Raw genomic sequence first — 23505 nt, forward strand, 5'->3', positions numbered from 1 at the left:
TCATAGTTTTATTTGTAATAAAGCAGCTCTAAATGAAAATAAAAAGCAATGAGGGCAGTTGATTGGACTGCCCTTATTGCTTTTTTGGGGTTGGAAAAAACGGAGGGCTAAGCGTATTCCTTAAACAATTTATTAAGGATAAGAATATTGGTTATTCCGAAAAAGGATTTGGGAAATTCGTTTTCGTGGCAGCATATTGTTCCTTGGTGCTACCGATTCCCAGTTCGCCGTTTTTGTTATATCCCCAGGACCAAACCGTCCCATCGGCTGTCAAAGCATGGGAGTGGGTTCCTGCTGCACTGAATGCTACTACATCGGTTAGTGGCGTGTTTGTGTCATCTACAACTTGGGATGGGACTTTAACAGAAAATACATCGGTCCCGTCACCTACCTGTCCCTCATTATTGGTTCCCCAGCCCCAAAGAGTTCCATCATTTTTAAGTGCAAAAGTTTGAGTTTTGCCTGCTTTCAGTCTACTTACATTGGAAACATTGATCAATACGGGTGATCTTCTAAAAGTAGAGGTTCCATCCCCAAGCTTTCCAGAAGTGTTACTCCCGGAAGCATATACTTCTCCGCTGTTCGTTAGTACATAAATGCGGTCAGCTCCGGCAGTAAAAGTTTTGATATCATCAATTCGATATTGAACAGGGGTAAGCTGGTTTTCTTTGTCATCCTGCCCCAGTGCGCCGTCATAACCACGTCCCCATACCCATAGCTGATTATTTTTGTCCAGGGCTGCGCCAAAACTGTCACCAGCATCAATGGATACAATATCTTCTAAACCTTGTACCTGAACAGGCTTAACGGAAAAGGCGGAAACTCCTTTTGTGCCAATCCCCAGCTGTCCAAAGTTGTTTTCTCCATAAGCCCACACTGTGCCGTCATTTTTGAGCGCAAGCGTAAATTGACCTCCTGCTCTCACTTCCTTAACATTATCAATATATTTGTTTTTAACAGGTACTCTTGCCGTGTCCCTCTTATTCCCTGTCCCTAGTTCGCCGTAACTTGCAAACCCCCAAGACCAGATGGTTCCGTCTTTTTTGAGCAAAGTTGAATGCAAATCACCAGCATCAATCATTGCGATGTCGGATACATCTGCTTGCATTGGGCTTGTTTTATTATTCCCTCCGCCAGCGCCTACGCCGAGCTTGCCATCACTGTTACTTCCCGTTGCATAAAATGAAGATCCATCTTCCATGGCCAGGAAAGCGTTAGTGGTCCCTGCCGAGAGCAAATGATCGTAATTTACAGTAGAATCAGCGCTTGCCGTAATAGAGCTTCCTACTAAAAGTGTTGATGCAGCGAGAGCTACCAAACTGAGTTTTTTTAACATATAATTGCACACCTTTCAAAATGTAATGGATAAATACAGACTAAAGCAACCAAATTGTTCCTGTCCGCGTCTTAATAGTGAACATATTCTATAAACCAGATTAGGGAGGATCACTTATGAAAAATAGAGTTTCTGCCCTTGTCCTTGTCTTGCTTGCGGCAGCATTACTGCCTGCATGTTCTACAACAGAATCGGCTACGCCGGTTAACGAATCTAATGGAGCGGTGGCTCAATCTATTTTTGACTTAGACCGTCTGGAAAGCACAACGGTATACACAGGGCGTGCCAAAATCGAAAGTATTGAAAGAATTGAAAAAGAAGTAGAACAACCCTTAGCAGCCCCTACCATGAACTATTTGATCCGATTTGAACAGCCTGTTCAATTTGCTAAAGAACTACCCCAAAGTGATGATCCAACGGAAAAACCTATCCAAGCGGTCTATATATCTGTCCCAGATACACATATTTATAAGCAGATGGATGGTCAGCGGAGGCAAATAATCAATCCAGCACAATTACAAGCGGGGCAACCGATTGAAGTTTCTTATCTGTACCCTGTAACACCTGTTTTCCTGGCATTGGAAATCGTTGTGCTGGATGATTTATAGAGGAGGCCGGTAAGGCCTCCTTACTCCTATACAAGCACGTTATATCATAAGGCTTAGGTGATATTAATGAGTTTTACCATGTTGTAGATATAACGTGTTTGCTCATACTTAACCATAGTGCCTGCAGAGTTCTTAACTTGAATACCGGACGAGCCTCCACCATCAAGAAGAATGGCTTCAAAGCAATCCTGTTTAATAAAATAATTGCGAAGTTGTTTCAGTGTCGCATTTTCATGAACAACCAGGTAGACCTGCCAAACATTATTTACGACCTTGAAGCCCAGGCCAGTTCGCCCGGTGGAATCGGTGTATCGCAACGTTCCGTTCAAATCAAATTTTTCAATATCTTTTAAATCCTCAAGCCATGCTTCTTCCTCTTTCTTCAGCGACAGGCTACCGCCGCTAATAATAGACTTATACGTAATCGAAGTCCCCATTTGTTTTTTGAGATCCGTCACACTTGAAGCACGGGTAATCCCTATTTTCGTTTTGTTGCTCTCCGTGTATACAAATGCTGTACCACGGCTATTCCCTTTGGCATTCGCCTTAGTATCATGGGTATTATTAGGTGTGACCGCGATAGACAAACACTCGGTCGGCGCCTTTGTTGTGCTGATTGGGTTAAAGAAGCCCCCATTAATCCCGTAATCGGTTTGCTGTGTGATCCGGCTTCGAATATTTTTATTTTGAATATTCGAAGCTGGCGTGATGATAACATGGAAACCATCGGACGTTTTGGTGTAAGAGTAGTTTGCTGGCATGTTAAACCTCCAATTGGATTATTTTGAAACCGAATCTCGCGCGATAATTCGTTTCTCATATATATAGGAAATTTACAGCTGCCTCTTACAACCCGGAAATCAAATTTTTCTAAAAAATTTTGAAATAGCATATACAAGACAATGCTTGACTTCAAGTTAACTTTAAGTAGTAACATACGGAATGTGACGTAGTGATTAGGAAATGCGATGACTATTCTGATAATTTAGGAGTGATAAAAATTGAAAAAGAAACAACTGGGTAACAGCGACCTTCAAGTATCTGCACTGGGTCTGGGCTGCATGGGAATGTCCGAATATTACGGTGAGTTGAATGATCAGGAGTCGATCAAAACGCTTCATCGTGCGCTGGAGCTAGGGATAAACTTCTGGGATACTGCCGATGTCTACGGTGTGGGGAAAAATGAAAAACTGATTAGCCAAGTCCTGCGGAGCCACCGTGACGAAGTCGTATTGGCCACTAAATTTTCCATTATGCGCGGGGAAGATGGCGCATTTATGGGTGTAAGTGGCCGTCCTGAATATGTAAAAGAGGCATGTGACCGCAGCCTGCAAAGACTGGGTGTAGATGTGATTGATTTGTACTACCAGCACCGTGTCGATCCGAATGTACCTATCGAGGAAACGGTTGGCGCGATGAGTGACTTGGTTCAGGCGGGAAAAGTCCGCTATTTGGGGCTGTCCGAAGCTTCTCCTGGGCTCATTCGACGCGCTCACAAGGTACATCCGATTACAGCGCTGCAAACGGAATACTCCTTATGGAGCCGGGAAGCGGAAGATGAAGTTATACCGACGTGTAAGGAGTTGGGTATCGAATTTGTGGCCTACAGTCCACTTGGACGCGGATTTTTGAGCGGGCAAATTCAGAAGTTTGATGATTTTGCAGAAGATGATTTCCGTCGCTCGGTGCCACGTTTCCAACCTGAGAATTTCCAGAAAAATCTGGACCTCGTGCAGCATGTTAAGGACCTTGCTGCCCAAAAAGGAGTGAAACCTTCTCAACTGGCGTTGGCATGGCTGCTTGCGCAAGAGGGAATTGTACCGATTCCAGGAACCAAGCGGGTTACGTATTTAGAGGAAAATACAGGTTCCATCGATGTTGTTTTATCCACACAGGAAATGGAAGCTATTAACGCAATCATTCCAAAAGGAATGGCAGCAGGCCTTCGTTATCCGGCAGAGCGGATGCCGAATTGGCAAGCTGAATAATTAAGATAGCATATTAATCCCAAAACAAAAGCCGTCCTTTACGCGGATCGGCGCGAAAGGCGGCTTTGTGGGTTTACATATACAGTTAAGGACGTGGCTTGAAAATGCCGAAAGGACGTCCAACGGGCAGGAATGTACGGCCAAAATGAGCATTCAGAACGGCAGCTCCTGTACCGTACAGTGAGAGTAGACCAATGCCCATTTCAGCATAAGCGGCGATGGTATGGAATATCTCTGGTGCAACGCCGAATGCATCGAAGCTAAGACCGAGGAACAGAAAATCAATCAACACAAAAATAAAGAATAGAACCTTATGCGTCTCCATCGCTCCAATGGTCATAAAGAGCGTAAAGATGAGATAGCCCGCAAAGGCAAAGCCGAGCTGCTTGCCGTCTACAGCAGACGCCAGCTCAGGGCCGAATACGCCCATTTTAATCATCCAGCTACTAGCTACGGCTAACCAGAAGAAGGCGTAAGCACCAAATGCCGTCATGCCGAAGGTATTGTTATGTTTTGCATCCTGAATGGAGGCAAACAGCTGCGCAAAAGCACCGAGAAATATAGCCCAAGGGATGATGAAGCTTAAGCCTTCGGTGAGACCAAGCTTTTGGGATGAAGCCACAAGCGTTACGATAGCCAAGCCAAACAGGCCGATCGCACTCGGATCGGCCGTTATGATTTTTACGTTAGAATGAGATTCGTTTTGCATGAAAAAATAGAAGCCTCCAATAATGTTCAAGTACGCGTCAATCTGCCGATGCCAGAATCACACTGACATATTGTAACGGAAACCGACGTACTCGCATAGTAGGTAATTCATAAAATTTCTACCGATTGCGGTTGCCTGTATTGACGTTATTACGCCCGCCTTCAATACTGACTGATTTACCTCTAGTATCTGTGATGTTGTCCTTAATTTCATTGGAGTTGGAATCGGTGACCCGTATTCCTATATTGGAGAACCCGGAGTATGTGGTCATCTCGTTACCAATAACTTTGTTGTTGTTTGCGTCAGCAAGGCGAATGACTGCCTCTGGAGTAAGTGAGGAATTGGTTTGAATAAATTCGTTGTCGGTAAACGTATTGCCATCCGATTGGACCAAAAGACCTTGCAGGGATGCATTTTTTACAGTATTTCCGTATACATTGTTACCTGTTGCTCCAGTCAGGACAAAGATCCCGCGCGGGTAATTTTCAATCACATTATTGTTTACAGTATTGTTGGCGCCATTATTAGGGATGCGAATGCCTGCGTATCCATCAGATTGATGGGTCTTGTTAATAATTTGGTTCCCAGTGACTGTCGTGTAGGTTGCGCGTGATAAATTGATTCCACTGCCGCCGCCCGAATTGGTAATCTGGTTATTCGTAATTTTGACATTGCGGAACTCGCCTGCCGGAAAGCTCTCGTGTCCGGTGGCAATAGCATGTCCATTATTTCGGTCAAAGCGGCTGTTGGTAATCTCTGAATCTCTCGTTCTGCGAAGAAGGGCTCCGATCGTTGTATCGCAAATTTCCACGTGATCCAGCGTGAAGTGAGAGACGGCCATTTCCATAATAATACCGCCTACCTGACTTTCGCCACGGGCTTCACGGTTGGCACGGTCTGCATCAATGGTGAGATTAGATAACTTCACGTCTAGTCGGTCAGAATTGTTTCGTAGAATCGGATCGCCAACGACGTATTGGCTTTTAGACCCTGTCTTTTTGAAAATCGTTTTTCCCATTCCGTCACCGTTCAGGCTAACCCCGGCATATAAACGAATAGATTCGTCAACCAAGTATGTTCCTTTTGGAAAATAGACGGTTCCCTCCATTCCTCGGTCGTAGAAATACTTTAATGCATTCTGAATTTCCTTTGACTGTGAGGAATTCGAGTTGGCTTTAACACCAAAATCCTTGGCATTAATTACATTGTCCGCAGCTCGGGCTACATGAATGTCTCCTGTAGAATTTTGAATAACGAACGCAATGATGGCTACGAGTAAGAAGCTAAACCTGACCTTCCGATTAAAGATATTTGACATGATACATATTCCTCCTAACAAAATAGTTGAATTAATTACATAATTACCCTTTATATTTTCGGTCAAAATGGGTTTTATTTCAAGTACAGTGTGTGACAGCCTATTTTCTGTGGTCCGAACCCCGAGTCTGTCCGAAAGGGTGTCTCCAAGGGGGGCGTATTTATAACAGCTGGGACATGCCTTTTTGTGACATAAATCTTGGTTTCTAGCAGAGGTAGCGGCCCACGCAGAAGGGGATCTGGATGCATATGCATACTGTATGCGCAAAAACCCAAAAAGATAAGAGGGATGACTAGTGCCTATTGGAAAAATGAAAAAGCATAAAGAAATGTTGCAACATCCCGTTTTGCGTTCGCATTTACCTGAAACCCACTGGTATACGGATTCAAGGACCTCGCGGATGCTGAATACTTATTCATCGGTCTTCATAAAACCCAATCACGGGAGTGGTGGCAGCGGGATCATCCGGGTCAAGAGATTGAAAAAAGGATATGAGGTTCGTAGCGGTTCAAGTCGAAAGTTTGTTGGATCTCGTTTTGTCTTAAAAGCAATTAAGTCATACCGGAAATCCAGACATCGGTATTTGGTACAGAAAGGACTTCGGTTGGCTAAGTACCACGGGTCGATTTTTGACACCAGGATATATTTACAGAAGCCAAGGGGGAAATGGGTTATTTCCGGGGTGGCTGCCCGTGTCGCGGCACCTCATAAGTATGTTACCAATTATCTTAAAGGAGGGCATGCAGTATCCTTGCATCGAGTGCTATTCAGCCTTTTTAAGCACAACCGCGCGAAAGCAGATGCCTATTTTCGTAGAATCTCCAAACTATCCGTCATTATTGCCAAAAAGATCAATGAACGGCATCCGGTTCGCGAATTGGGGGTTGATATTGCCATAGATAAAAAAGGTCATATTTGGATTATCGAGGCCAATTCACACCCAGGACATATGCTATTTACTCAATTTCCCGATCCTACTATGATCAACACCATCATGAGAAACAAGAGTCTTATTCGAAAGTAGATTCCATGCACGTTATTTTTAGGGGAGAAGGAGAAAGTTTCAATGAAAAAAACAAAGCAACTTAGAGACTTGGTCAATTCACAAAAACCAGAGTTTATCATGGAGGCTCATAATGGTCTGTCAGCCAAAATTGTGGAGGAGGCAGGATTTAAAGGAATTTGGGCCAGCGGGTTATCCATCTCTGCAGCGATGGGAGTAAGGGACAACAATGAGGCCTCCTGGACGCAGGTTTTGGATGTTTTGGAATTCATGAGTGACGCTACCTCCATCCCGATTTTGTTGGACGGAGATACGGGGTACGGCAACTTCAACAATGCAAGGCGCTTGGTGAAGAAACTGGAGCAGCGCCATATTGCGGGGGTATGTATCGAAGATAAGCGGTTCCCCAAAACGAATTCTTTCATTAACGGTCAAGAGCAGACTTTGGCTGATATCGAAGAGTTTTCCGGGAAAATTAAAGCGATGAAAGATACGCAGACGGACACGGATTTTACGGTGGTGGCCAGAGTAGAGGCATTTATTACCGGGAGTGGGCTTAAAGTGGCGCTGCAGCGGGCGGAGGCATATCGAAAGGCAGGAGCCGATGCCGTATTTATACACAGCAAAAGATCGGATGCCGCAGAGATTGAAGCGTTCATGAAAGAATGGGCTGGAAGATTGCCAGTAGTGATCGTGCCTACCAAATACTATACGACTCCAACCATCAGGTTTCAGGAGATGGGGATTAGCCTTGTGATTTGGGCAAACCATAATTTGAGAGCATCCATTCAAGCCATGAAACAATTATCTGGCCGAATTTATCGGGATGAAAGCCTTGTTCATGTCGAAAAGGAAGTCGCAACCCTCGAAGAAGTATTCCGGCTTCAAGGGGTCGAAGAGCTGCAAGCTGCGGAAAAGAAATATCTTCCATCGTCAGAACCGGATTCGGGTGAGCGCGTATAATGGACACGAAATTGTTAGGAGAAGAGCTGAAAAAATTAGGATTTACCTTTTTCAGCGGTGTTCCATGCTCCTTCTTGAAAAGCTTGATCAATTATGCCATAAACGAATGCGATTATGTTGCAGCGGCTAACGAAGGGGATGCGGTCGCCATTGCATCCGGAGCTTATATAGGGGGGAAGAAATCGGTAGTCCTTATGCAAAATTCGGGGCTGACCAACGCTGTTTCGCCATTGACCTCCCTCACTTACCCTTTTCGTATTCCTCTGCTTGGATTTGTCAGCCTGCGCGGAGAACCGGGGATACCTGACGAGCCTCAGCATGAACTGATGGGCCAGATTACAACGCAAATGCTGGATTTGATGGATGTGGAATGGCAGTATCTCTCCAAGGATTTAGAGGAGGTAAAAAATCAATTGATCCAGGCTAATGAGCAAATTGCCCGGAATCGCCCGTTCTTTTTTGTCGTTAAAAAAGGCACGTTCGACAAAGAGCCATTGAAAAAACAGCAAACCTCCATCCATTTAAATCAGATCCGGCAGCATGGTCGTGCGAATCATCAAATGCCTACGCGCTATGATGCATTATGTGCGATTAACTCCATGAAAGACAGCCATACCGTCCAGCTCGCAACAACTGGTAAAACTGGGCGCGAACTATATGAAATTGAAGATGCAGATAACAACCTGTACATGGTAGGTTCTATGGGGTGCATCGGTTCTTTTGGACTGGGGTTAGCTCTGAGCCAACCAAGCAAAAATATTGTCGTGATTGATGGAGACGGATCTCTGCTGATGCGTATGGGGAGCCTGGCAACCAACGGGCACTACCATACGGCCAATATGATTCATATCATGCTAGATAATAATGCCCATGAATCAACAGGCGGGCAAAGTACGGTATCGCATAATATTGATTTTATAAATATTGCTGCTTCCTGTGGGTATACAAAGTCGATTCTTGTTCACAGTCTCGAGGAACTAAAAGTCTTTTTACAAGAATGGAAAATGAATAGAGAACTTACGTTTTTGTGCCTGAAAATATCCAAAGATTCTAAGGATCAGCTTGCTCGTCCGCATATGAAGCCTCACGAAGTAAAAGAACGTCTGCAGCGTTTTATTCATAACGATCCTTTGAAGGGCAAGGAAGTGGGCGGTTCATGAGTTCTGTCGTCAAGAAAAACATTTTGCTAACCCCTGGGCCGGCAACGACTACAGAAAGTGTGAAATGTTCACAGGTGGTTCCGGATATTTGTCCTCGTGAAGCCGAGTTTGGCCAAATCATGGAGTACATTTCTACAGAACTGACCCGGTTGGTTGCTGACCCGGATGATTATGCGACCGTATTGTTTGGCGGATCAGGTACTGCAGCGGTGGAATCCATCATCAGTTCGGTCCCGAATCACGATGCAGTAATCATTGTCAGCAATGGGGCCTATGGAAAACGGATGTGCGAGATAGCGAAGGTTTATGGAGTGGATTATTTTGAGTTCAAAAGTTCTCCCGATGATGCGATTGATTTGGCCGAATTAGAAAGGTGTATCCAATCTTCCGAACGCACTGTCTCCCATCTGGCCGTCGTACATCATGAGACGACAACTGGCCTGCTTAACAAGGTGAAGGATATCGGAGAATTGTGCAAAAGCTATCAAATCGACATGATCGTGGATGCCATGAGCTCATTTGCGGCCGTTCCAATTCAATTGAAGGAAATGAACATTGCCTACCTGGCGGCAAGCTCCAACAAAAACTTACAGGGAATGGCCGGGGTTTCGTTTGTGATCGCCGAAAAAAGCAAATTGGAGAATTTGAAAGGCCAGAAACCAAGAAGCTATTATTTGAATTTGTATGCTCAATATAACTACTTTGTGGAACATGGGCAGATGCGGTTTACTCCCCCAGTCCAAACCTTATATGCGCTTAGACAAGCGATTGAGGAATTAAAGCAGGAAGGGGTGGATAAAAGGTACGAAAGGTACGCGACATCCTGGAAAACCTTAATTAACGGGTTAGCCCGGTTAGGCCTAACCTATATCATTCCCGAAGAGCATCATTCCAAGATCATTACTTCCATTCTTGAGCCTCATTGTGCAGGTTATGATTTTCAATCTATGCATGATTATTTTTATAGCAAAGGCATGATGATTTATCCCGGCAAGCTAGAGAAGCTAAATACGTTCCGGATTGCCAATATAGGTGATATTACGTATAAGGAAATGGAGTTATTTTTGGAATTGCTTGAAGGCTATCTCAGTAGCATAAAATGCGGATGAGAAAGGTGGAGTTCCCATGGCATCAGGAGCAAAAGATAAGTGGTACAAATATTTGTTATTGAGAAGGTATGCGTCTCTGAGGTCTTATGTCCCCGAGACGAGGCTCCTGGATAGGCATAATTTCTCGAAACTTCTCTCCAAGTACGTGCATGTTATTGTGAAACCGGTGTGGGGGAGTCGTGGACGGGGGATCTTCCAGGTCTCCTGGTTAGGAAACCATAAGTACATCGTACATTACGAGAATAAAAGAGTTTTAGTAAGGGGTAGAACCAATACGTATCATTATATTAGAAGAAAAATCGGGAACGCCAGTTATATGGTTCAACGCAGAATTACCCGTCCGACCATCAACAAACGCCCTTTTGATATGAGAGTCATCATTCAACGGAGAACCGGCTCACCTGTATGGGTAGTCACAGGGAAGGTTATCAAAGTTGCAGGCAAAGGTTATATTGTTTCCAACAATACACGGAGTAAGGGAACTTTACTCAGTTTTAAATCCGGCATAAAACAATCTTCTGTTCGGCACCTGTCTGCCAGTGCCCTAGAGTCCCATATTAATCGTGTTTCCATCCGTTCCGCGAAGAGATTAAGTAATTTTTTTCCGGGACATCGTATGTATGGACTGGACATTGGAATAGACCGGAAAGGACGTATCGGGATTATTGAGGCTAATCTTTATCCGGCAAGGTCCCATTTCCGTAAGTTGAAGGATAAAACGATGTATTACCGCATTACGGATTACAAAAATGGATAACATAAATGAAAAGGTGGCTCTGTATTCATCAGAGTCATCTTTTTCTCATACAGTTTCTAAGTCGGGAGTTTTAGTCATGGGACAAGGATTATTAAATGGTGTTACATCGGGATTTGTGATAATATTTACACCTATATAGAATGAGGAAGTGACATAGTGATTAATATAACAATTCCAACTCCGGATATCACAATTACCAAACAGGTTAACCCTGAGCTCAGCCATATTTACGGATTTACCGACTTTCACCTGATCCCTAGAGATAAGGCTGGTATCTTTATGTTCTACAACACACAGGAGGAATTGCTCTTCGTTGGTAAAGCAAGAAAGCTGAGACAAAGAATCAAAAAGCATTTTGAAGATACCGTATCGCCGATCAAGGACAAGCGGAACGAAGTAGCGATTATTGAGGTTTGTATTGTGGAAGATGCTGTAGAGCGAGAAATCTATGAAACCTACATCATCAATTCACAAAAGGCTAAATATAACGTCGAAAAAGTGTTTTTTAAATAATGAAGTAACTTCCGTATGAAAAAAAAGAGCAATAAGTCGCAGTGACTGTACTGCCCTTATTGCTTTTTTGTATTTCTGCATTTTAGATCCTTCCAGAGAGGGGCCGTGGCATGAATAAAACAGATCGTTTGCTAGCGATCTTGCTAGAGTTGCAGCGTAAGGATATTTTACGAGCCGAGGATTTGGCAGCCATATTCGAAACGAGTGTGAGGACCATCTATCGGGATATTCAGGCTCTAAGTGAATCGGGCGTACCGATTGTAGGAGCACCGGGCATTGGATATTCCTTGATGGAGGGGTACTTTCTGCCCCCCTTGAGCTTTACCGCAGAAGAGGCTGTGGCGTTGCTAATCGGAACGGATTTTGTCGAACAAAAATTTGATACAGACTACGGTATCAAGGCGCAAACCTCCCGCAGGAAGATTGAAGCCATATTACCGGAGAGCGTTCGCAGGGAAGTTTCCCGGGTGCGTACGACCATCAGACTGCTCGCGGTGGGTGAAGGGGTAAACCATAGTGAGAAAACCTGTTTGGAAACGCTGCGTCTCGCTGTATTGGAAAAACGGAAAGTACAGTTTGGCTACTCCAAGAGAATGCCAGAGGCTGACGGGAATCGTCAAAGTTTGCGTGTGGTCGCTCCTTATGGTCTTGTACTGCTCCGTGGTTCTTGGATGTTAATTGGGCAATGCGAATTGCGACAGCAGCTTCGCCATTTCCGTCTGTCACGTATGGACAAGCTTATCGTGCTGGAGGACAGGTTTCAGTTGCCTGTCGATTTTCATTTGCAGGATTACAAGCAAACCGATGACCGTCATGTAACTGTTCGCATATTAGCACGTTCAGATATCGCAGATAAGGTGAAGGAAGCGAACAACTTTTATATGGAGGCCATAGAGGAGCGTGCAGATGGACTGCATGTACTCTTCCGCGTCAGACAGCCAGAGGAACTACTGCAATGGATACTTGGATGGGGCGCGGATATGGTTGTGCTGGAGCCTGAGTCGCTCAGGGAGCGGATACGTGTGGAAGTGGAAAAAATGTTGAAATGCTACTGACATAATGCTGTCAGTAGCATTTTTGTATAGTAAAGCTACTTTGATAGAGAGGGGCAATTATTAATATATGAATACAACTGAAACATTGCAGCGTTTCGAAGAAACGGCACAACACTATCTTCTTGAATTGGACAGCTTTAGCTTGGAGGAACTGCAATACACACCTCAGGAGGGTCAATGGTCGCTTGGACAAATGTATCTTCATTTGGTGAACTCTGCACTGTATATGCATCTTAAGAACATTGATCTTTGTCTACAGCCTAATGGGGAGACAGGAGTTAAAACGGAGGCAGGCACAGCCATTTTTAATCTGGGGAGCTTTCCGCCAATGCGTATCCAAGTTCCACCATCCCCTCAGTACACTCCCCAACAACCCACTAGCAAAGAAGAAATTGTGGAGGGATTAAACGTCGTGATCCGCAAGATGAGAGAGATTGAGCCGACCGTTGGGAAATCAACAACGCTGTTCACCGTCTCTCATCCCAGTTTTGGTGCGTTGAATGCTGGAGAGTGGTTTGAGCTCATTGAGATGCATTATCGTCATCATCTTTTGCAGAAGGAGCGCTTGAAGCACGCAATAGCCGATTAATCGTCTCCCGACGCAGCCCAATAAACTGGCCGATTTCCTCCTGCGTCAGCACGTCCGTTAACGTGGCGGGTGCGATGTAGGAGTGGAACCAGCGTTGGAGCTTCCGAAGCTTCTCGGCAGGTGACACCTCGGTGAGCTGGTCAATTCGTTGCTGCATCATGCGTAACTTGTCCTGTAGCTGCAAAGCGATAGCCCGACATTGAGCCGGATCTTGCTCCAGCGCCTGATACCATTCTTTTTGCGACAGAACCTCGACCTCAGAGGTTACCAACGCCACCGCTGTACCATAATAAGGATTGGGGCTGATCAGGGAGTGGTGCGGGATGATTTCATCGGGCACAATCACATTAACTAAAATTTGCGAGCCGTCTTCATGGACTCGGACAATTTTTAACAAGCCGCTCTTTAAGTGATATAAAGGGCCGGATTCTCCTTGTCGAAATAAGGTCTCGCCTTTGTTTAATATCATGAACGTAAACAGCCTCCATTCCATGTATTCCAGCTTTTAGATGAACCCGCCATTGACGCGGATCGTTTGCCCGGTAACCCACTGTGATTTGGCGCTGACCAGGAACTCAATCACATCAGCGATATCTTCCGGTTCGCCGAGCCGACCCATAGCATTCATTTTTTTCATGCCTTCGATTTGCTGCTCGGTTTTTCCTGCTTGGAAAAGCTCGGTGTTCACAGGACCGGGAGCCACAGCGTTGATCGTAATTTGCTTGCTTCCGAACTCTTTGGCTAGCTGACGGGTAAATTGCTCCACTGCGCCCTTGGTACCTGCATATACGCTATAGGCCGGGAACATTTGTCCGATCACGGATGTAGACAGGTTCACGATTCTTCCGTAGTTCTCCATATATTTCATGGCTTGCTGACATGCAAAGAAAGTGCCTTTTACATTGAGTGCGAATTGTTTGTCAAAATCAGCTTCGGTCACCTCAGCCAGAGGTTGGGTGATCATCAGCCCAGCGTTGTTAACCAGAATATCCACTTTACCGAATTCAGCAATCGTATTTGTAAATAATGCTTCAATATCACTCATTTTGCCCAGATCAGCGTGAAGTGCAATGGCTTTGCCGCCTTTTTGAAGAATGCTCTTCACGACTTCTTGGGCTTTGTCCGGACTGCTGGCATAATTGATGACTACATTAGCGCCCAGATCAGCCAGTTGCTCGGCAATGGCACGTCCAATCCCTCTGGAGGACCCGGTGATAATTGCTGTTTTTCCGTCCAAATGCTTCATATGTGTTTTGTCCTTCTTTCCTTTATCTATTTTAAGTGATTCCTTTTTCTAAAAGCATCCACACATCCGAAAACTCCTGATTAATCACGGGACTCTTCCATTCGTAAGCATGAGCGGGATGATGAAAACGGGCTGTGGCATAGAAAAGGGTACACGCCAGTTGGGCTGGCTGATCCGATGTGATGTCCCCGCGTGCAATGATATCAGCGAGCTGATCCACAATGTGGGCGATATGCAGGTCGATTAAATCAGCGGCTTGCTCGGTGACCCTCGTATACATCTCAAACATTTCCTCGTCGTCGCGGGCATAATACTGCTTAAGTTCGACTAAGGTCTGTATATATCGTTTTAAATGTGGCGTTCCCAGTATAGATGAATTCTGACAGACCTCCGTTAACGGGCCAATAATCTTTTCATTCAGCCATTTTTCGGTCACGCCTTCAAGAAGCTCGGCCTTACTTTTAAAGTGTCGGTAAATGGTGCCATGACTTACTCCCAGTACTTTGGCAACATCGGTCACGGAGGTTTTGGCTACACCAAAACGTCTAAGGGTGTCTTCTGTAGCGATGAGAATCTGTTCCTTGGTTAGCACATCTGAGGATTTTTCCATAGGGACACGGTCAAGTGCCGTGTGAGTCACCTCCTTGAAGTCAGGATAACACAAAGAGTATCAAATGACAAATATTCATTTTTGTCATTTGATACTCTTTTTTTAAAGAATCCAAAGAAGTGAACGGAAAAATTACAATAGCGATTCGATGACAGGATCAATGGCACAGGGCTCGGTTGTTACTTCAAATCTTCCTTTTACATGGCCATCGCGATCGACCAAGAATTTAGAAAAGTTCCACTTGATACCGTCGCCAGCGTATATTTCTGGATACTTATCCCGCAGGAAATCCTCCATCCATTGACCGTCTTTGGTCTGGGTATCGAAGCCTTGAAACGGTGCCTGTTGGGTCAGATATTGAAATAAAGGATGAGGAGATGAGCCTCTTACATCCGTCTTCTCAAATAGCGGGAAGGTTACTCCATGGTTCATTTGACAGATTCCCTGAACCTCCGAATGGCTACCCGGCTCTTTTTCATTGAATTGGTTACAAGGAAACGCAAGGATTTCAAAACCTTGTTCCCTCCGTCTTTCGTAGAGCCTCTGCAGATCAGCGAATTGACTGGAGAAGCTACACTTGCTGGCTGTGTTTACAATGAGGAGAACCTTTCCTCTGTAATCTGAGAATTCAATCGGCTTCCCGTTAATTGAGGTTGCCTGAAAATCATAAATAGACATATTAACGTTCCTCCTCACGTTATTTTTTAATACATCATATATCCAGAATTATTATTGGTCTAATATATTATTGGAATCAACTTTATAGGTATTTGCAATAACTTCGTCATGCAAAGAACACTTTGTTCATTTCTCTCTTGAAATCAAAGAAGACTCGCCTTAAAGAAAGTAGGAGATTTGCCTCTTTCATAGCAAACTGTGGCATTCGCCGTTACCAAGATAGAATATAGATGCATATTCATGTAATGTGTGCAAAAACCCAACAGAATCGAGGGATATTCGTGCCCATTGGAAAGATGATTCAATACAAGGAAATGCGACAACATCCCATTTTACGTTCTCACTTGCCCGAAACCCGCTGGATCAGTAATGCAAGGACTTTACGGATGCTGGATACCTATCGCACAGTCTTCATCAAGCCTAATTATGGGAGTGGAGGAACTGGCATCATACGTGCGAAAAAGCTGGGGAGGAAATATGAGATTCGTTGTGGCTCCAGTCGCAGAGTCGTTAGATCCCACGCGGTAAGAAGAGCAGTTAGAACCTATCGGAGACCTCATCGCCGTTATTTGGTACAGCAAGGACTTAAGTTAGCCAAGTACAAAGGTTCCATTTTTGATGCCAGAGTGTATATGCAGAAGCCGGAATCGGAATGGGTCATTTCAGGAATAACCGGCCGTGTCGCTGCACCTCGAAAAGTCGTTACCAACTATCGGAAGGGAGGACATGCGGCGCCGTTGTCCAAAGTGCTTTTAAGGGTCTTTAAAAATGACAGAACAAAAATGAAAGAGATTCTGGACCAGATCACCGAGCTTTCTAGAATCATTGCCGACACGATAGATACAAATCATCCGGTTCGCGAGCTGGGCATCGATCTTGCTATTGAAAAGAGCGGTCAAATCTGGATTATCGAGGCCAATCCGCATCCCGGACATATGTTGTTCAGGCAGCTCCCCAATCACAAGATGATTCGCAACATTTTGAGAAACAAACGTCGTATTCATCACTAGGATAAAGTTTGTGAAATCATTCATTGATAAGAAAAGAGGAGAACGCCCAAGCAAAGATGCGGGAGCGTTCTTCGTTTTTTTTGTTAAATGACTGACGGATTTAAGACGAAGCTTTTATGTTAAAATGTGTCCGCCATCCACATGAAGGACTGTTCCGGTCACAAACTGATTTTGAATCAAATAAATTACACCTCGTGCAACATCCTCGGCAAGTCCAACTCGCTTCACAGGAAGCTTATGCGCGATCGTATCATAGAATTGATTGCGCGTATTTTCAGGCATTTTGCTGCGTGAAGGTGTATCAATAATGCCGGGTGAGACGACATTCACGCGGATGGGAGCAAGCTCTAACGCCAAGGTTTGACCAAGATTCGAAACCGCTGCATTCACAGCACCGAGCGCAGAGGAGCCAATCATCGGCTTGTATGCCACCACTCCTGAAAATAAGGTAATGGAACCCTCGGTTGAAAGTTGGGAAGCTCCGTATTTAGCTGCATAATACTGGCCCCAAAATTTGTTTTCGAATAGCTTGCGGGCTTGATCCGTCTCCAACTGAAGGAATGACCCACCTGAGGTTTCTGCCGCGCTAACGATAAGATGATCATAGGGGCCGACTTTTCCGAAGAAGGATTTTACCTGCTGCTCATCTGACGTGTCCAGCACATGTATTGCAGCACGAGGGCCCAGCATTTCTTTGGCCTTGTGCAATTTATCCTCCGAGCGGCTGGCGATTACCACTTCCGCTCCAAGCGAAATGACTTGCTTAGCTGTTTCTAAACCAATACCTGAGCTTCCACCAATAATGACAATCTTTTGGTTTTGCAAATGGATTCCCTCCTAGTGTTCCTCTGGATTTGTTAATCATGTAATACGGCTTGTAGATGTATATCAAGATCAGTAATAAATTTAGGTATATTTGGATTTTTAATAACATCGTAGCACGCAAAGCTTTTCAAAGGCTCCATGCCGAGAAATGTATGTGCAGAATGCAAATGCCTGAGTGCGGCTTCTAGACTAGCGCCATTAAAAAATTGATTTGGATCATTAAAAGCTTTTTCTGGAGCGTTCCAAGTCGTGGAGAACATATATTTCTTGTCGGTTAATAAACCTCCGCTACCATATTTATGAGCACCCGTGAAGAATACACCGTAAGCATAGACTTCATCCATATAAGTCTTTAATAATCCAGGAACGCTGAACCAATAGATAGGGGTTTGGTAAATGACTACATCCGCCCATAAAAATTTTTCTTGTTCTTCGCTGAGGGTATAGCCATTTTGAACAGACGTTGTTTTGATTTTGTTCTCTTCACTTAAGAGACGCACCATATTGTCCATCAATGTTCGGTTCAATTTCCCTTCAGACGAATCATATTTTTGATGACCGTTAATGATTAGTATATTTTTCATCTCTTCACCTCCTCGTATTAGAGAAAACATGACTTGCTACACCGATATTGTATATGTAGTAAGTTTATTTAGGGAAGTAGTGATATTTAATTCATATAGTTTCCTAAATGGAACTATTGTGATACCATTGGGTTTAACAGATATTTTTGGAGGAGTTCCTATGCACGCCCAAGAACCTATTGAATTGACCAAAGGAATACCAGGCAAGCCGTGTCCTATTGCCCAAACACTTGATTTGATCGGAACGAAATGGACTTTTTTAATCATTCGTGACCTTCTTATCGAAGGAACACTGAGATTCAGCCAACTTCAAAAATCCATGAAGGGGATTAGCCCCAAAACGCTTTCCCTACGCCTGAAGGAACTTGAAGATAACGGCCTGTTAGAAAGAAAGGTATATGCCGAGGTTCCCCCGCGTGTTGAATATTCGTTAACGGAAAAAGGAAAGCGACTGGAAGGTGTTTTTATTGAGCTGAAGAGATTTGGCTTAGATTTAAAAGCAGATCATTGAGGGACATGACGCAGTATTCCAAGGTATCGTTGAGATGAACGATGCCTATTTCTTATATACAAAAAAGAAGCGCTTACTATAAAGTTCACAGAAAGTTCACTTATGTGGAGGTTTTGACTATTTATATAATTACCAAGGTACACAGAAGGGATGATGGAATTGCCAACAACGAAGAAAGAAGATTTTTATTTTGGTTTAATGATGTGCTTGGGGATGGTCGTATTCATGACATTTTATAATCTATATACAAATGACTTGATTGGCACAATATCTCTAAAAGTAATGTTTCTGCAATTTATTTTATGTTTTATCATTGCTTTCGTATTGGAATTATTTATTGTCGGCCCACTAGCAAAGAAAATAGCCTTCTCATTACCATACGACAAATCTAAAAAGGTATTTGTGATTCTGTCCCTCTCATGCTGTATGGTCATTGGAATGGTTCTCTGTATGTCACTTTATGGATTGGGGACGGCTTACTTTTTTAATGGTCTTTCGGGAGAGTCATTATTTAAAAATTACTTGTCTTTAGTTTTTAAGAATTTTATTTTTGCTTTCCCTCTGCAGCTCTTAATTGTGGGGCCGCTTGTTCGGTACTTATTTGTTAAATTCGTGAAAGGTACACGAATTGCGGTATCTCTAAGCTAAAACGTAGTCAACGACGGTATACGATAGCTCAAAAGCCGCCTTCTGTCTGAGAAGGCGGCTTGTTTTTACGCAGAAATCCCAGTATTTTTACAGCGTTTGTCCGCTGTCCACCGTAATAGTCTGGCCTGTCATGGCTTCCTGTTCCAAAGCAGAGCAGATCATGCTAGCAATATCCTCGGGCGTAGAAATGCGCTGTAGGAGCAAATGAGGAAACAGTTGCTTCATTTGTTCTTCCCTGCCTGCCCACCATCTTGTCGCTACGGCTCCCGGCACGATGCAATTGACGCGAATATCCGGTGCCAGTGCTCGTGCTAAAGATTTGGTCAGCCCGTGGACGGCCGCTTTGGATACCGCATAGGGAAGCGAGGAACCTAGCCCTGTTTGCCCTGCTATACTTCCCAGATTGACGATAGCTCCTTGTTTACTACGCTTCATAAAAGGAGCTACGGCTCTGGCGCAGTAAAACATGCTTTTTACATTTACATCAAATAGATCATCCCATACCTCTTCCGTGGCTGCCTCCAGATCATCCATAGGAATGTGATGTGTAATGCTAGCGTTATTCACGAGTATATCAATCGTACCGAATTGATGGACAATCTGATCAACCATAGTTCGAACTTCCTGATCTCGGGAAACATCTGCCTGTAATGCGATAGCACGTCCGCCCTTTTCAAGGATCATACGTACAGTTTCCTCAGCATCGTTTTTAGAGCGGGAATAGTTTACGACTACCGTAGCTTTTCGATCTGCCAAGGCCATACATACGGCTCTCCCAATTCCTGTACCTCCACCTGTAACCAGTGCTACTTTTTGATGTAAATCCATATATATTCGCTCCTTCCCATCCAGTTCATTTTGCGTCTGAAAAATAATATGATCTGATATGTATCATTGTAGAAGATGTATTGTCTTCTGTATAATTGAATTAACTGAATTTACAATTCAATAAAATTGAATTAATTGTACATATAGGAGTTTGAGAATGGACATTAAAACACTCAAAACATTTCAAATGATTGTGAATTACGGGAGTTTTATTCGTGCAGCGGAAGAGTTGAATTACGCACAATCTACCGTGACGATGCAAATACAGAAGCTGGAGTCCGATATGGGAATTCAACTGATCGAACGGGGCAAGAAAATAAAGTTAACTGAAGCAGGCAGGATGTTTTACGAGCAAAGTCTACATATTGTAAAGGATATGGAGCAATTGCAGGAAAATATGGACAATCTGCAAAGAGGAACCGCAGGCGACCTTCGTATAGGAGTGACCGAACCGACTGCCAGTTACCGACTACCAGAAATTTTAAAACGATTCTTAACCCATTATCCGAACATTCGGGTTTCTGTTGAGTTTGGGAATACCCCTACTCTAAGCGAGCGTGTTCTCAAGGGGGATATTGATTTAGCGCTGTGCTCCGCACCGGATTTGGGCACAGAGCTATATTTTGAACCTTTATTTAGGGAGAGATTTGTAGTATTGATGCCTGAAAATCACCCGCTTGCGCAAAAAGAAAAGATTAGGCCGGAGGATTTACAGGGGCAGCGGTTGCTTATTACGTCGGCCACCTGTCCATATCGTCGCAAACTTGAAATGGTCATGAAGGAATATGGAATAACCATATTAAACACGATGGAAATTGGCAGCATGACGGCTCTGAAATTTTATGTGGAGAGCGATTTAGGTATTGCACTTGTGCCACAAATTCTGGTCAGTTCTGTCCCAGCAGGAACAGCGGTGAGGGAATTAAGCGGCAGCCTGATCGATATGACCTTCGGCCTTCTTTGCAAAGCAACAGACTATCCGCTAAAGCCGGCAGGTTCAAGCCTATACTCTGTGTTGAAGCAGGAGCTTGGGGAGTTGCCTGGGAGCATTAAGCTAGAGTAGCGAGTATGCAGGGAATTGTGTTTCTGTCACCTTCTGATGTAAATACAGTACGGTATAAAACCGACTGCAATAGGCAGTCGGTTCGTTGTTTACTTTTTCTTAATCGGAATCCAAACTTCACTTCGGTAGTCTTCAGCATGTGAATCGCCCATAGTGTACACTTCCAGTTCCGGGCCGCCTGAATGCTCATAATTACTGGCAGGGAACCATTCCTGAAAAATTCTTTGCCATACCTTTTGGATCGAGTGAGGCATAGGGCCGATGGATGTAAATACTGCCCAGGTTGAAGCTGGAATGGTTCTGGCTTCTAATCCGCTGGAAGCGGCTACGTCCTCGCTGCCTTCTGCGGCAATCAGGTACGTGAATTTCTCTTCCCCATGCTTGAAATCCAAACAAATACCGAGGATATCGTCGCCTGTTCCCAAGGCATGAATCTGATCCGATGTACCATCCGCATTCAGTTCGTTCCAGAATTTTGGGATTTCTCGAAGATTATCGCCGTTCTTAGTGGTGACTTGAATGGACTTGCCAATGACCGTAAAGGCCGCCTTCTCTATAATTTTGTAATCCATTTCCTGATCTCCCTTCAACGATAGATGGAAGGTGATGCGTGGAAAGGCTTTCAGGTTTACCCCAGGGCTTCTGGCCTCAGAGGGAGAAATACCGTGTACCCTTCGGAACGCTTTAGAAAAAGATTCGGGGGAATCATATCCGTATTTGAACGCTACATTCAACACCTTGGCGGAAGAAAGACTCAATTCCTGAGCAGCCAAGGTCAATCGACGTTTGCGCACATATTCTGCAACCGTAACGCCGGTTAGCATATGAAACATACGCTGAAAATGGAAAGGAGACGAGTAAGCTGCCTTTGCAATTTCATCGATATCGAGTGGCTGCTGCATTCTCTCTTCCATCAGATCCAGTGCGTTCTTGATCCGAAGCAACCATTCCAACCGCATCACCTTCCTTAGTTGTAATCATATCATTAGGAGTATCTGTAATCCTGTCTTTGCGTGCTCTTGTTGAACAGGTTCTGTCGCCTAGTTTAATGTGGCTTGTACTTTGTTTCAAGATATAATTTCGCGCTAAAATTTTGGAGAAACCATGTGCCTGCCCCCTTGTGTTCATAATTAAAATTTGGGACAATGGAAGAGGCGTTTAAATAGCGCAGATTACTTAAACATGCTATGATGCAATGATGGTTGAGACGAATGGTGCGTGCTTAGTTTCATATAGAGGAAGACGAATTTGAATGTTTTGAAAAGAGGATCGAACATGAAAAAAGAATCCATTTATGGATTAACGCTAGATCAATTGACAGCATGGCTCATCGAGCATGGACATAAGAAATCCCGGGCATTGCAGGTATGGGACGCATTGTACCGGAAGCGGGTTACTGATTTTGCAGCGATGGCAGAGGTTCATGAGGATTGTACTCGCCTGTTGGCCGAGCATTTTTCCATTGAAACACTTGAAGAACACGTGAAGCAACAGTCAGCAGACGGGACGGTCAAGTTCTTGTTCCGGCTTCAGGATGGTAATTTGATTGAGACAGTATTGATGCGGCATAAGTTTGGCTTATCTGTATGTGTGACTACGCAGGTAGGATGTAACATTGGGTGCAGCTTCTGTGCGAGCGGATTGTTGAAGAAGAGCCGTGACCTGTCCAGCGGTGAAATTGTAGAGCAAATTATGAAGGTCCAGCTGTATCTGGATCAGGAACGCCCGGGCGACCAGGTCAGTCATGTTGTTGTGATGGGAATTGGCGAACCGTTTGATAACTTCGTGAACCTGTCCGATTTCATTCGGGTCATTAAGGATCACAAAGGGCTAGCGATTGGGCCGCGGCATATTACCGTTTCCACAAGTGGACTGGCTGATAAAATCATTGAATTTGCAGATTCCGACCTGCATGTCAATCTGGCGATCTCCCTCCACGCTCCGAATAATGAGATTCGTACTCGCATTATGAAGATCAACCGGGCGATTCCGATTGAGAAACTCATGCAGGCGATTGATTATTATTTGGACAAAACAAATCGTCGGATTACGCTGGAGTACATCTTGCTGAAGGATGTTAATGACGGTAAGGAGCACGCGCTCGAACTGGCTGAGCTGGTGGGCCATCGCCGTAATCTGGCCAATGTAAACCTGATTCCGTACAATCCGGTGGATGAGCATAGCCAATACCAGCGGAGTGAGTCGGAGTCGATTACTGGCTTCTATGATGTTCTGAAAAAACAAGGCATTAGCTGTAGTGTTCGGCTGGAGCATGGAGTCGATATTGACGCGGCCTGCGGGCAGCTACGCAGCAAGCAAATCCGCAAGGATGCCAAGGGTAGCCGCAATGCGGAGCGCGAAGCCATTAGTTAAATACACAAGCGTACTCTCTAA

The 23505-nt window shown here is 44.4% G+C and carries 27 protein-coding genes; 15 read left to right on the forward strand and 12 right to left on the reverse strand.

What is annotated here, in order from left to right:
- Nucleotides 1-151: 151 nt before the first annotated feature.
- A complete protein-coding gene (locus MKX59_RS01140; RefSeq protein WP_023991028.1) occupies nucleotides 152-1336 on the reverse strand; it encodes an RCC1 domain-containing protein in 1185 nt (394 codons plus the stop codon).
- A 116-nt stretch (nucleotides 1337-1452) separates the two neighbouring features.
- On the opposite strand from MKX59_RS01140, the gene MKX59_RS01145 reads away from it, so the two are divergent.
- Nucleotides 1453-1944: a hypothetical protein gene (locus MKX59_RS01145; RefSeq protein WP_023991027.1), complete on the forward strand. Its 492-nt coding sequence runs from the start codon at nucleotides 1453-1455 to the stop codon at nucleotides 1942-1944.
- A gap of 53 nt (nucleotides 1945-1997) precedes the next feature.
- On the opposite strand, the gene MKX59_RS01150 is transcribed toward MKX59_RS01145, so the two are convergent.
- A complete protein-coding gene (locus MKX59_RS01150) occupies nucleotides 1998-2705 on the reverse strand; it encodes a phosphodiester glycosidase family protein (RefSeq protein WP_023991026.1) in 708 nt (235 codons plus the stop codon).
- Nucleotides 2706-2945: 240 nt separating this feature from the next.
- On the opposite strand from MKX59_RS01150, the gene MKX59_RS01155 reads away from it, so the two are divergent.
- Entirely contained in the window at nucleotides 2946-3932 is a 987-nt protein-coding gene (locus MKX59_RS01155) for an aldo/keto reductase (protein ID WP_075154964.1), read from the forward strand.
- An 85-nt stretch (nucleotides 3933-4017) separates the two neighbouring features.
- On the opposite strand, the gene MKX59_RS01160 is transcribed toward MKX59_RS01155, so the two are convergent.
- Entirely contained in the window at nucleotides 4018-4641 is a 624-nt protein-coding gene (locus MKX59_RS01160) for an acetate uptake transporter (protein WP_053326442.1), read from the reverse strand.
- Nucleotides 4642-4759: 118 nt separating this feature from the next.
- The gene (locus tag MKX59_RS01165) at nucleotides 4760-5959 is read right to left on the reverse strand and encodes a glycosyl hydrolase family 28-related protein (RefSeq protein WP_053326441.1); all 1200 of its coding nucleotides are present in this window, start codon (nucleotides 5957-5959) and stop codon (nucleotides 4760-4762) included.
- Nucleotides 5960-6254: 295 nt separating this feature from the next.
- Between MKX59_RS01165 and MKX59_RS01170 the strand changes: the two genes are divergently transcribed.
- From MKX59_RS01170 to MKX59_RS01205, 8 genes are all read left to right on the forward strand, one after another.
- Nucleotides 6255-6983 (forward strand): YheC/YheD family protein, encoded by a 729-nt coding sequence (locus MKX59_RS01170; protein ID WP_023991022.1) that lies wholly within the window; start codon nucleotides 6255-6257, stop codon nucleotides 6981-6983.
- A gap of 42 nt (nucleotides 6984-7025) precedes the next feature.
- Entirely contained in the window at nucleotides 7026-7925 is a 900-nt protein-coding gene (gene aepX, locus MKX59_RS01175; protein WP_023991021.1) for a phosphoenolpyruvate mutase, read from the forward strand.
- Nucleotides 7925-9085 (forward strand): phosphonopyruvate decarboxylase, encoded by a 1161-nt coding sequence (aepY, locus tag MKX59_RS01180; RefSeq protein ID WP_023991020.1) that lies wholly within the window; start codon nucleotides 7925-7927, stop codon nucleotides 9083-9085. Before aepX ends, aepY begins: the two co-directional genes overlap by 1 nt.
- Nucleotides 9082-10194 carry a 2-aminoethylphosphonate aminotransferase gene (locus MKX59_RS01185; protein WP_023991019.1) on the forward strand — a complete coding sequence of 371 codons (1113 nt, stop codon included), beginning with the start codon at nucleotides 9082-9084 and terminating at the stop codon, nucleotides 10192-10194. The genes aepY and MKX59_RS01185 overlap by 4 nt, the downstream gene beginning before the upstream one ends.
- 16 nt (nucleotides 10195-10210) lie before the next feature.
- Complete coding sequence (locus MKX59_RS01190; RefSeq protein ID WP_023991018.1) at nucleotides 10211-10951, forward strand: YheC/YheD family protein; 741 nt, start codon at nucleotides 10211-10213, stop codon at nucleotides 10949-10951.
- A 156-nt stretch (nucleotides 10952-11107) separates the two neighbouring features.
- Nucleotides 11108-11464 carry a nucleotide excision repair endonuclease gene (locus MKX59_RS01195; RefSeq protein WP_023991017.1) on the forward strand — a complete coding sequence of 119 codons (357 nt, stop codon included), beginning with the start codon at nucleotides 11108-11110 and terminating at the stop codon, nucleotides 11462-11464.
- A gap of 110 nt (nucleotides 11465-11574) precedes the next feature.
- Entirely contained in the window at nucleotides 11575-12519 is a 945-nt protein-coding gene (locus tag MKX59_RS01200; protein ID WP_023991016.1) for a helix-turn-helix transcriptional regulator, read from the forward strand.
- A gap of 67 nt (nucleotides 12520-12586) precedes the next feature.
- Entirely contained in the window at nucleotides 12587-13108 is a 522-nt protein-coding gene (locus tag MKX59_RS01205) for a DinB family protein (protein WP_023991015.1), read from the forward strand.
- Here the strand turns inward: MKX59_RS01205 and MKX59_RS01210 are convergent.
- The 4 genes from MKX59_RS01210 to MKX59_RS01225 all read right to left on the reverse strand — a co-directional run bounded on the left by MKX59_RS01210 (nucleotide 13041) and on the right by MKX59_RS01225 (nucleotide 15642).
- Nucleotides 13041-13577 carry a Crp/Fnr family transcriptional regulator gene (locus MKX59_RS01210; protein WP_023991014.1) on the reverse strand — a complete coding sequence of 179 codons (537 nt, stop codon included), beginning with the start codon at nucleotides 13575-13577 and terminating at the stop codon, nucleotides 13041-13043. The genes MKX59_RS01205 and MKX59_RS01210 overlap by 68 nt on opposite strands.
- Nucleotides 13578-13613: 36 nt before the next feature.
- Nucleotides 13614-14354, reverse strand: a complete 741-nt coding sequence (locus tag MKX59_RS01215) for an SDR family oxidoreductase (RefSeq protein ID WP_023991013.1) — start codon at nucleotides 14352-14354, stop codon at nucleotides 13614-13616.
- A 31-nt stretch (nucleotides 14355-14385) separates the two neighbouring features.
- Nucleotides 14386-14964 carry a TetR/AcrR family transcriptional regulator gene (locus MKX59_RS01220; RefSeq protein WP_023991012.1) on the reverse strand — a complete coding sequence of 193 codons (579 nt, stop codon included), beginning with the start codon at nucleotides 14962-14964 and terminating at the stop codon, nucleotides 14386-14388.
- Nucleotides 14965-15096: 132 nt separating this feature from the next.
- Nucleotides 15097-15642 (reverse strand): glutathione peroxidase, encoded by a 546-nt coding sequence (locus MKX59_RS01225; RefSeq protein ID WP_023991011.1) that lies wholly within the window; start codon nucleotides 15640-15642, stop codon nucleotides 15097-15099.
- A gap of 281 nt (nucleotides 15643-15923) precedes the next feature.
- Between MKX59_RS01225 and MKX59_RS01230 the strand changes: the two genes are divergently transcribed.
- Entirely contained in the window at nucleotides 15924-16652 is a 729-nt protein-coding gene (locus tag MKX59_RS01230) for a YheC/YheD family protein (RefSeq protein ID WP_023991010.1), read from the forward strand.
- 114 nt (nucleotides 16653-16766) lie between these two features.
- On the opposite strand, the gene MKX59_RS01235 is transcribed toward MKX59_RS01230, so the two are convergent.
- Together MKX59_RS01235 and MKX59_RS01240 are read right to left on the reverse strand one after the other, a co-directional pair.
- The gene (locus MKX59_RS01235; RefSeq protein WP_023991009.1) at nucleotides 16767-17477 is read right to left on the reverse strand and encodes an SDR family oxidoreductase; all 711 of its coding nucleotides are present in this window, start codon (nucleotides 17475-17477) and stop codon (nucleotides 16767-16769) included.
- Between the two features lie 32 nt (nucleotides 17478-17509).
- Nucleotides 17510-18061 carry an NAD(P)H-dependent oxidoreductase gene (locus MKX59_RS01240; RefSeq protein WP_023991008.1) on the reverse strand — a complete coding sequence of 184 codons (552 nt, stop codon included), beginning with the start codon at nucleotides 18059-18061 and terminating at the stop codon, nucleotides 17510-17512.
- A 160-nt stretch (nucleotides 18062-18221) separates the two neighbouring features.
- Here MKX59_RS01240 and MKX59_RS01245 point away from each other — a divergent pair, with 160 nt between their 5' ends.
- Entirely contained in the window at nucleotides 18222-18572 is a 351-nt protein-coding gene (locus MKX59_RS01245) for a winged helix-turn-helix transcriptional regulator (RefSeq protein ID WP_013312645.1), read from the forward strand.
- 159 nt (nucleotides 18573-18731) lie between these two features.
- A complete protein-coding gene (locus MKX59_RS01250; protein WP_076292934.1) occupies nucleotides 18732-19220 on the forward strand; it encodes a hypothetical protein in 489 nt (162 codons plus the stop codon).
- A gap of 87 nt (nucleotides 19221-19307) precedes the next feature.
- Here MKX59_RS01250 and MKX59_RS01255 read toward each other — a convergent pair whose 3' ends face one another.
- Complete coding sequence (locus tag MKX59_RS01255; RefSeq protein WP_340857379.1) at nucleotides 19308-20048, reverse strand: SDR family NAD(P)-dependent oxidoreductase; 741 nt, start codon at nucleotides 20046-20048, stop codon at nucleotides 19308-19310.
- A 157-nt stretch (nucleotides 20049-20205) separates the two neighbouring features.
- Between MKX59_RS01255 and MKX59_RS01260 the strand changes: the two genes are divergently transcribed.
- Entirely contained in the window at nucleotides 20206-21111 is a 906-nt protein-coding gene (locus MKX59_RS01260; RefSeq protein WP_076295187.1) for a LysR family transcriptional regulator, read from the forward strand.
- Between the two features lie 89 nt (nucleotides 21112-21200).
- On the opposite strand, the gene MKX59_RS01265 is transcribed toward MKX59_RS01260, so the two are convergent.
- A complete protein-coding gene (locus MKX59_RS01265) occupies nucleotides 21201-22070 on the reverse strand; it encodes an AraC family transcriptional regulator (protein ID WP_316244424.1) in 870 nt (289 codons plus the stop codon).
- A 316-nt stretch (nucleotides 22071-22386) separates the two neighbouring features.
- Here MKX59_RS01265 and rlmN point away from each other — a divergent pair, with 316 nt between their 5' ends.
- On the forward strand, nucleotides 22387-23484 hold the full coding sequence (gene rlmN / locus MKX59_RS01270) for a 23S rRNA (adenine(2503)-C(2))-methyltransferase RlmN (RefSeq protein ID WP_023991003.1): 1098 nt from the start codon (nucleotides 22387-22389) through the stop codon (nucleotides 23482-23484).
- The last annotated feature ends 21 nt before the right edge of the window (nucleotides 23485-23505 follow it).

This window comes from Paenibacillus sp. FSL R7-0340, assembly GCF_038002205.1.
Classification (GTDB): domain Bacteria; phylum Bacillota; class Bacilli; order Paenibacillales; family Paenibacillaceae; genus Paenibacillus; species Paenibacillus polymyxa_B.

Excerpts from the sequence above, each read along its gene's own strand:
- MKX59_RS01210 (WP_023991014.1), bottom strand. The coding sequence starts at position 13,577 with ATGATATTAAACAAAGGCGAGACCTTATTTCGACAAGGAGAATCCGGC.
- rlmN (WP_023991003.1), top strand. The coding sequence starts at position 22,387 with ATGAAAAAAGAATCCATTTATGGATTAACGCTAGATCAATTGACAGCA.
- MKX59_RS01215 (WP_023991013.1), bottom strand. The coding sequence starts at position 14,354 with ATGAAGCATTTGGACGGAAAAACAGCAATTATCACCGGGTCCTCCAGA.
- MKX59_RS01185 (WP_023991019.1), top strand. The coding sequence starts at position 9,082 with ATGAGTTCTGTCGTCAAGAAAAACATTTTGCTAACCCCTGGGCCGGCA.
- MKX59_RS01245 (WP_013312645.1), top strand. The coding sequence starts at position 18,222 with ATGCACGCCCAAGAACCTATTGAATTGACCAAAGGAATACCAGGCAAG.
- MKX59_RS01150 (WP_023991026.1), bottom strand. The coding sequence starts at position 2,705 with ATGCCAGCAAACTACTCTTACACCAAAACGTCCGATGGTTTCCATGTT.
- MKX59_RS01165 (WP_053326441.1), bottom strand. The coding sequence starts at position 5,959 with ATGTCAAATATCTTTAATCGGAAGGTCAGGTTTAGCTTCTTACTCGTA.
- MKX59_RS01240 (WP_023991008.1), bottom strand. The coding sequence starts at position 18,061 with ATGAAAAATATACTAATCATTAACGGTCATCAAAAATATGATTCGTCT.
- MKX59_RS01205 (WP_023991015.1), top strand. The coding sequence starts at position 12,587 with ATGAATACAACTGAAACATTGCAGCGTTTCGAAGAAACGGCACAACAC.
- MKX59_RS01225 (WP_023991011.1), bottom strand. The coding sequence starts at position 15,642 with ATGTCTATTTATGATTTTCAGGCAACCTCAATTAACGGGAAGCCGATT.
- aepY (WP_023991020.1), top strand. The coding sequence starts at position 7,925 with ATGGACACGAAATTGTTAGGAGAAGAGCTGAAAAAATTAGGATTTACC.
- MKX59_RS01190 (WP_023991018.1), top strand. The coding sequence starts at position 10,211 with ATGGCATCAGGAGCAAAAGATAAGTGGTACAAATATTTGTTATTGAGA.
- aepX (WP_023991021.1), top strand. The coding sequence starts at position 7,026 with ATGAAAAAAACAAAGCAACTTAGAGACTTGGTCAATTCACAAAAACCA.
- MKX59_RS01265 (WP_316244424.1), bottom strand. The coding sequence starts at position 22,070 with ATGCGGTTGGAATGGTTGCTTCGGATCAAGAACGCACTGGATCTGATG.
- MKX59_RS01145 (WP_023991027.1), top strand. The coding sequence starts at position 1,453 with ATGAAAAATAGAGTTTCTGCCCTTGTCCTTGTCTTGCTTGCGGCAGCA.
- MKX59_RS01160 (WP_053326442.1), bottom strand. The coding sequence starts at position 4,641 with ATGCAAAACGAATCTCATTCTAACGTAAAAATCATAACGGCCGATCCG.
- MKX59_RS01255 (WP_340857379.1), bottom strand. The coding sequence starts at position 20,048 with ATGGATTTACATCAAAAAGTAGCACTGGTTACAGGTGGAGGTACAGGA.
- MKX59_RS01260 (WP_076295187.1), top strand. The coding sequence starts at position 20,206 with ATGGACATTAAAACACTCAAAACATTTCAAATGATTGTGAATTACGGG.
- MKX59_RS01200 (WP_023991016.1), top strand. The coding sequence starts at position 11,575 with ATGAATAAAACAGATCGTTTGCTAGCGATCTTGCTAGAGTTGCAGCGT.
- MKX59_RS01140 (WP_023991028.1), bottom strand. The coding sequence starts at position 1,336 with ATGTTAAAAAAACTCAGTTTGGTAGCTCTCGCTGCATCAACACTTTTA.
- MKX59_RS01220 (WP_023991012.1), bottom strand. The coding sequence starts at position 14,964 with ATGGAAAAATCCTCAGATGTGCTAACCAAGGAACAGATTCTCATCGCT.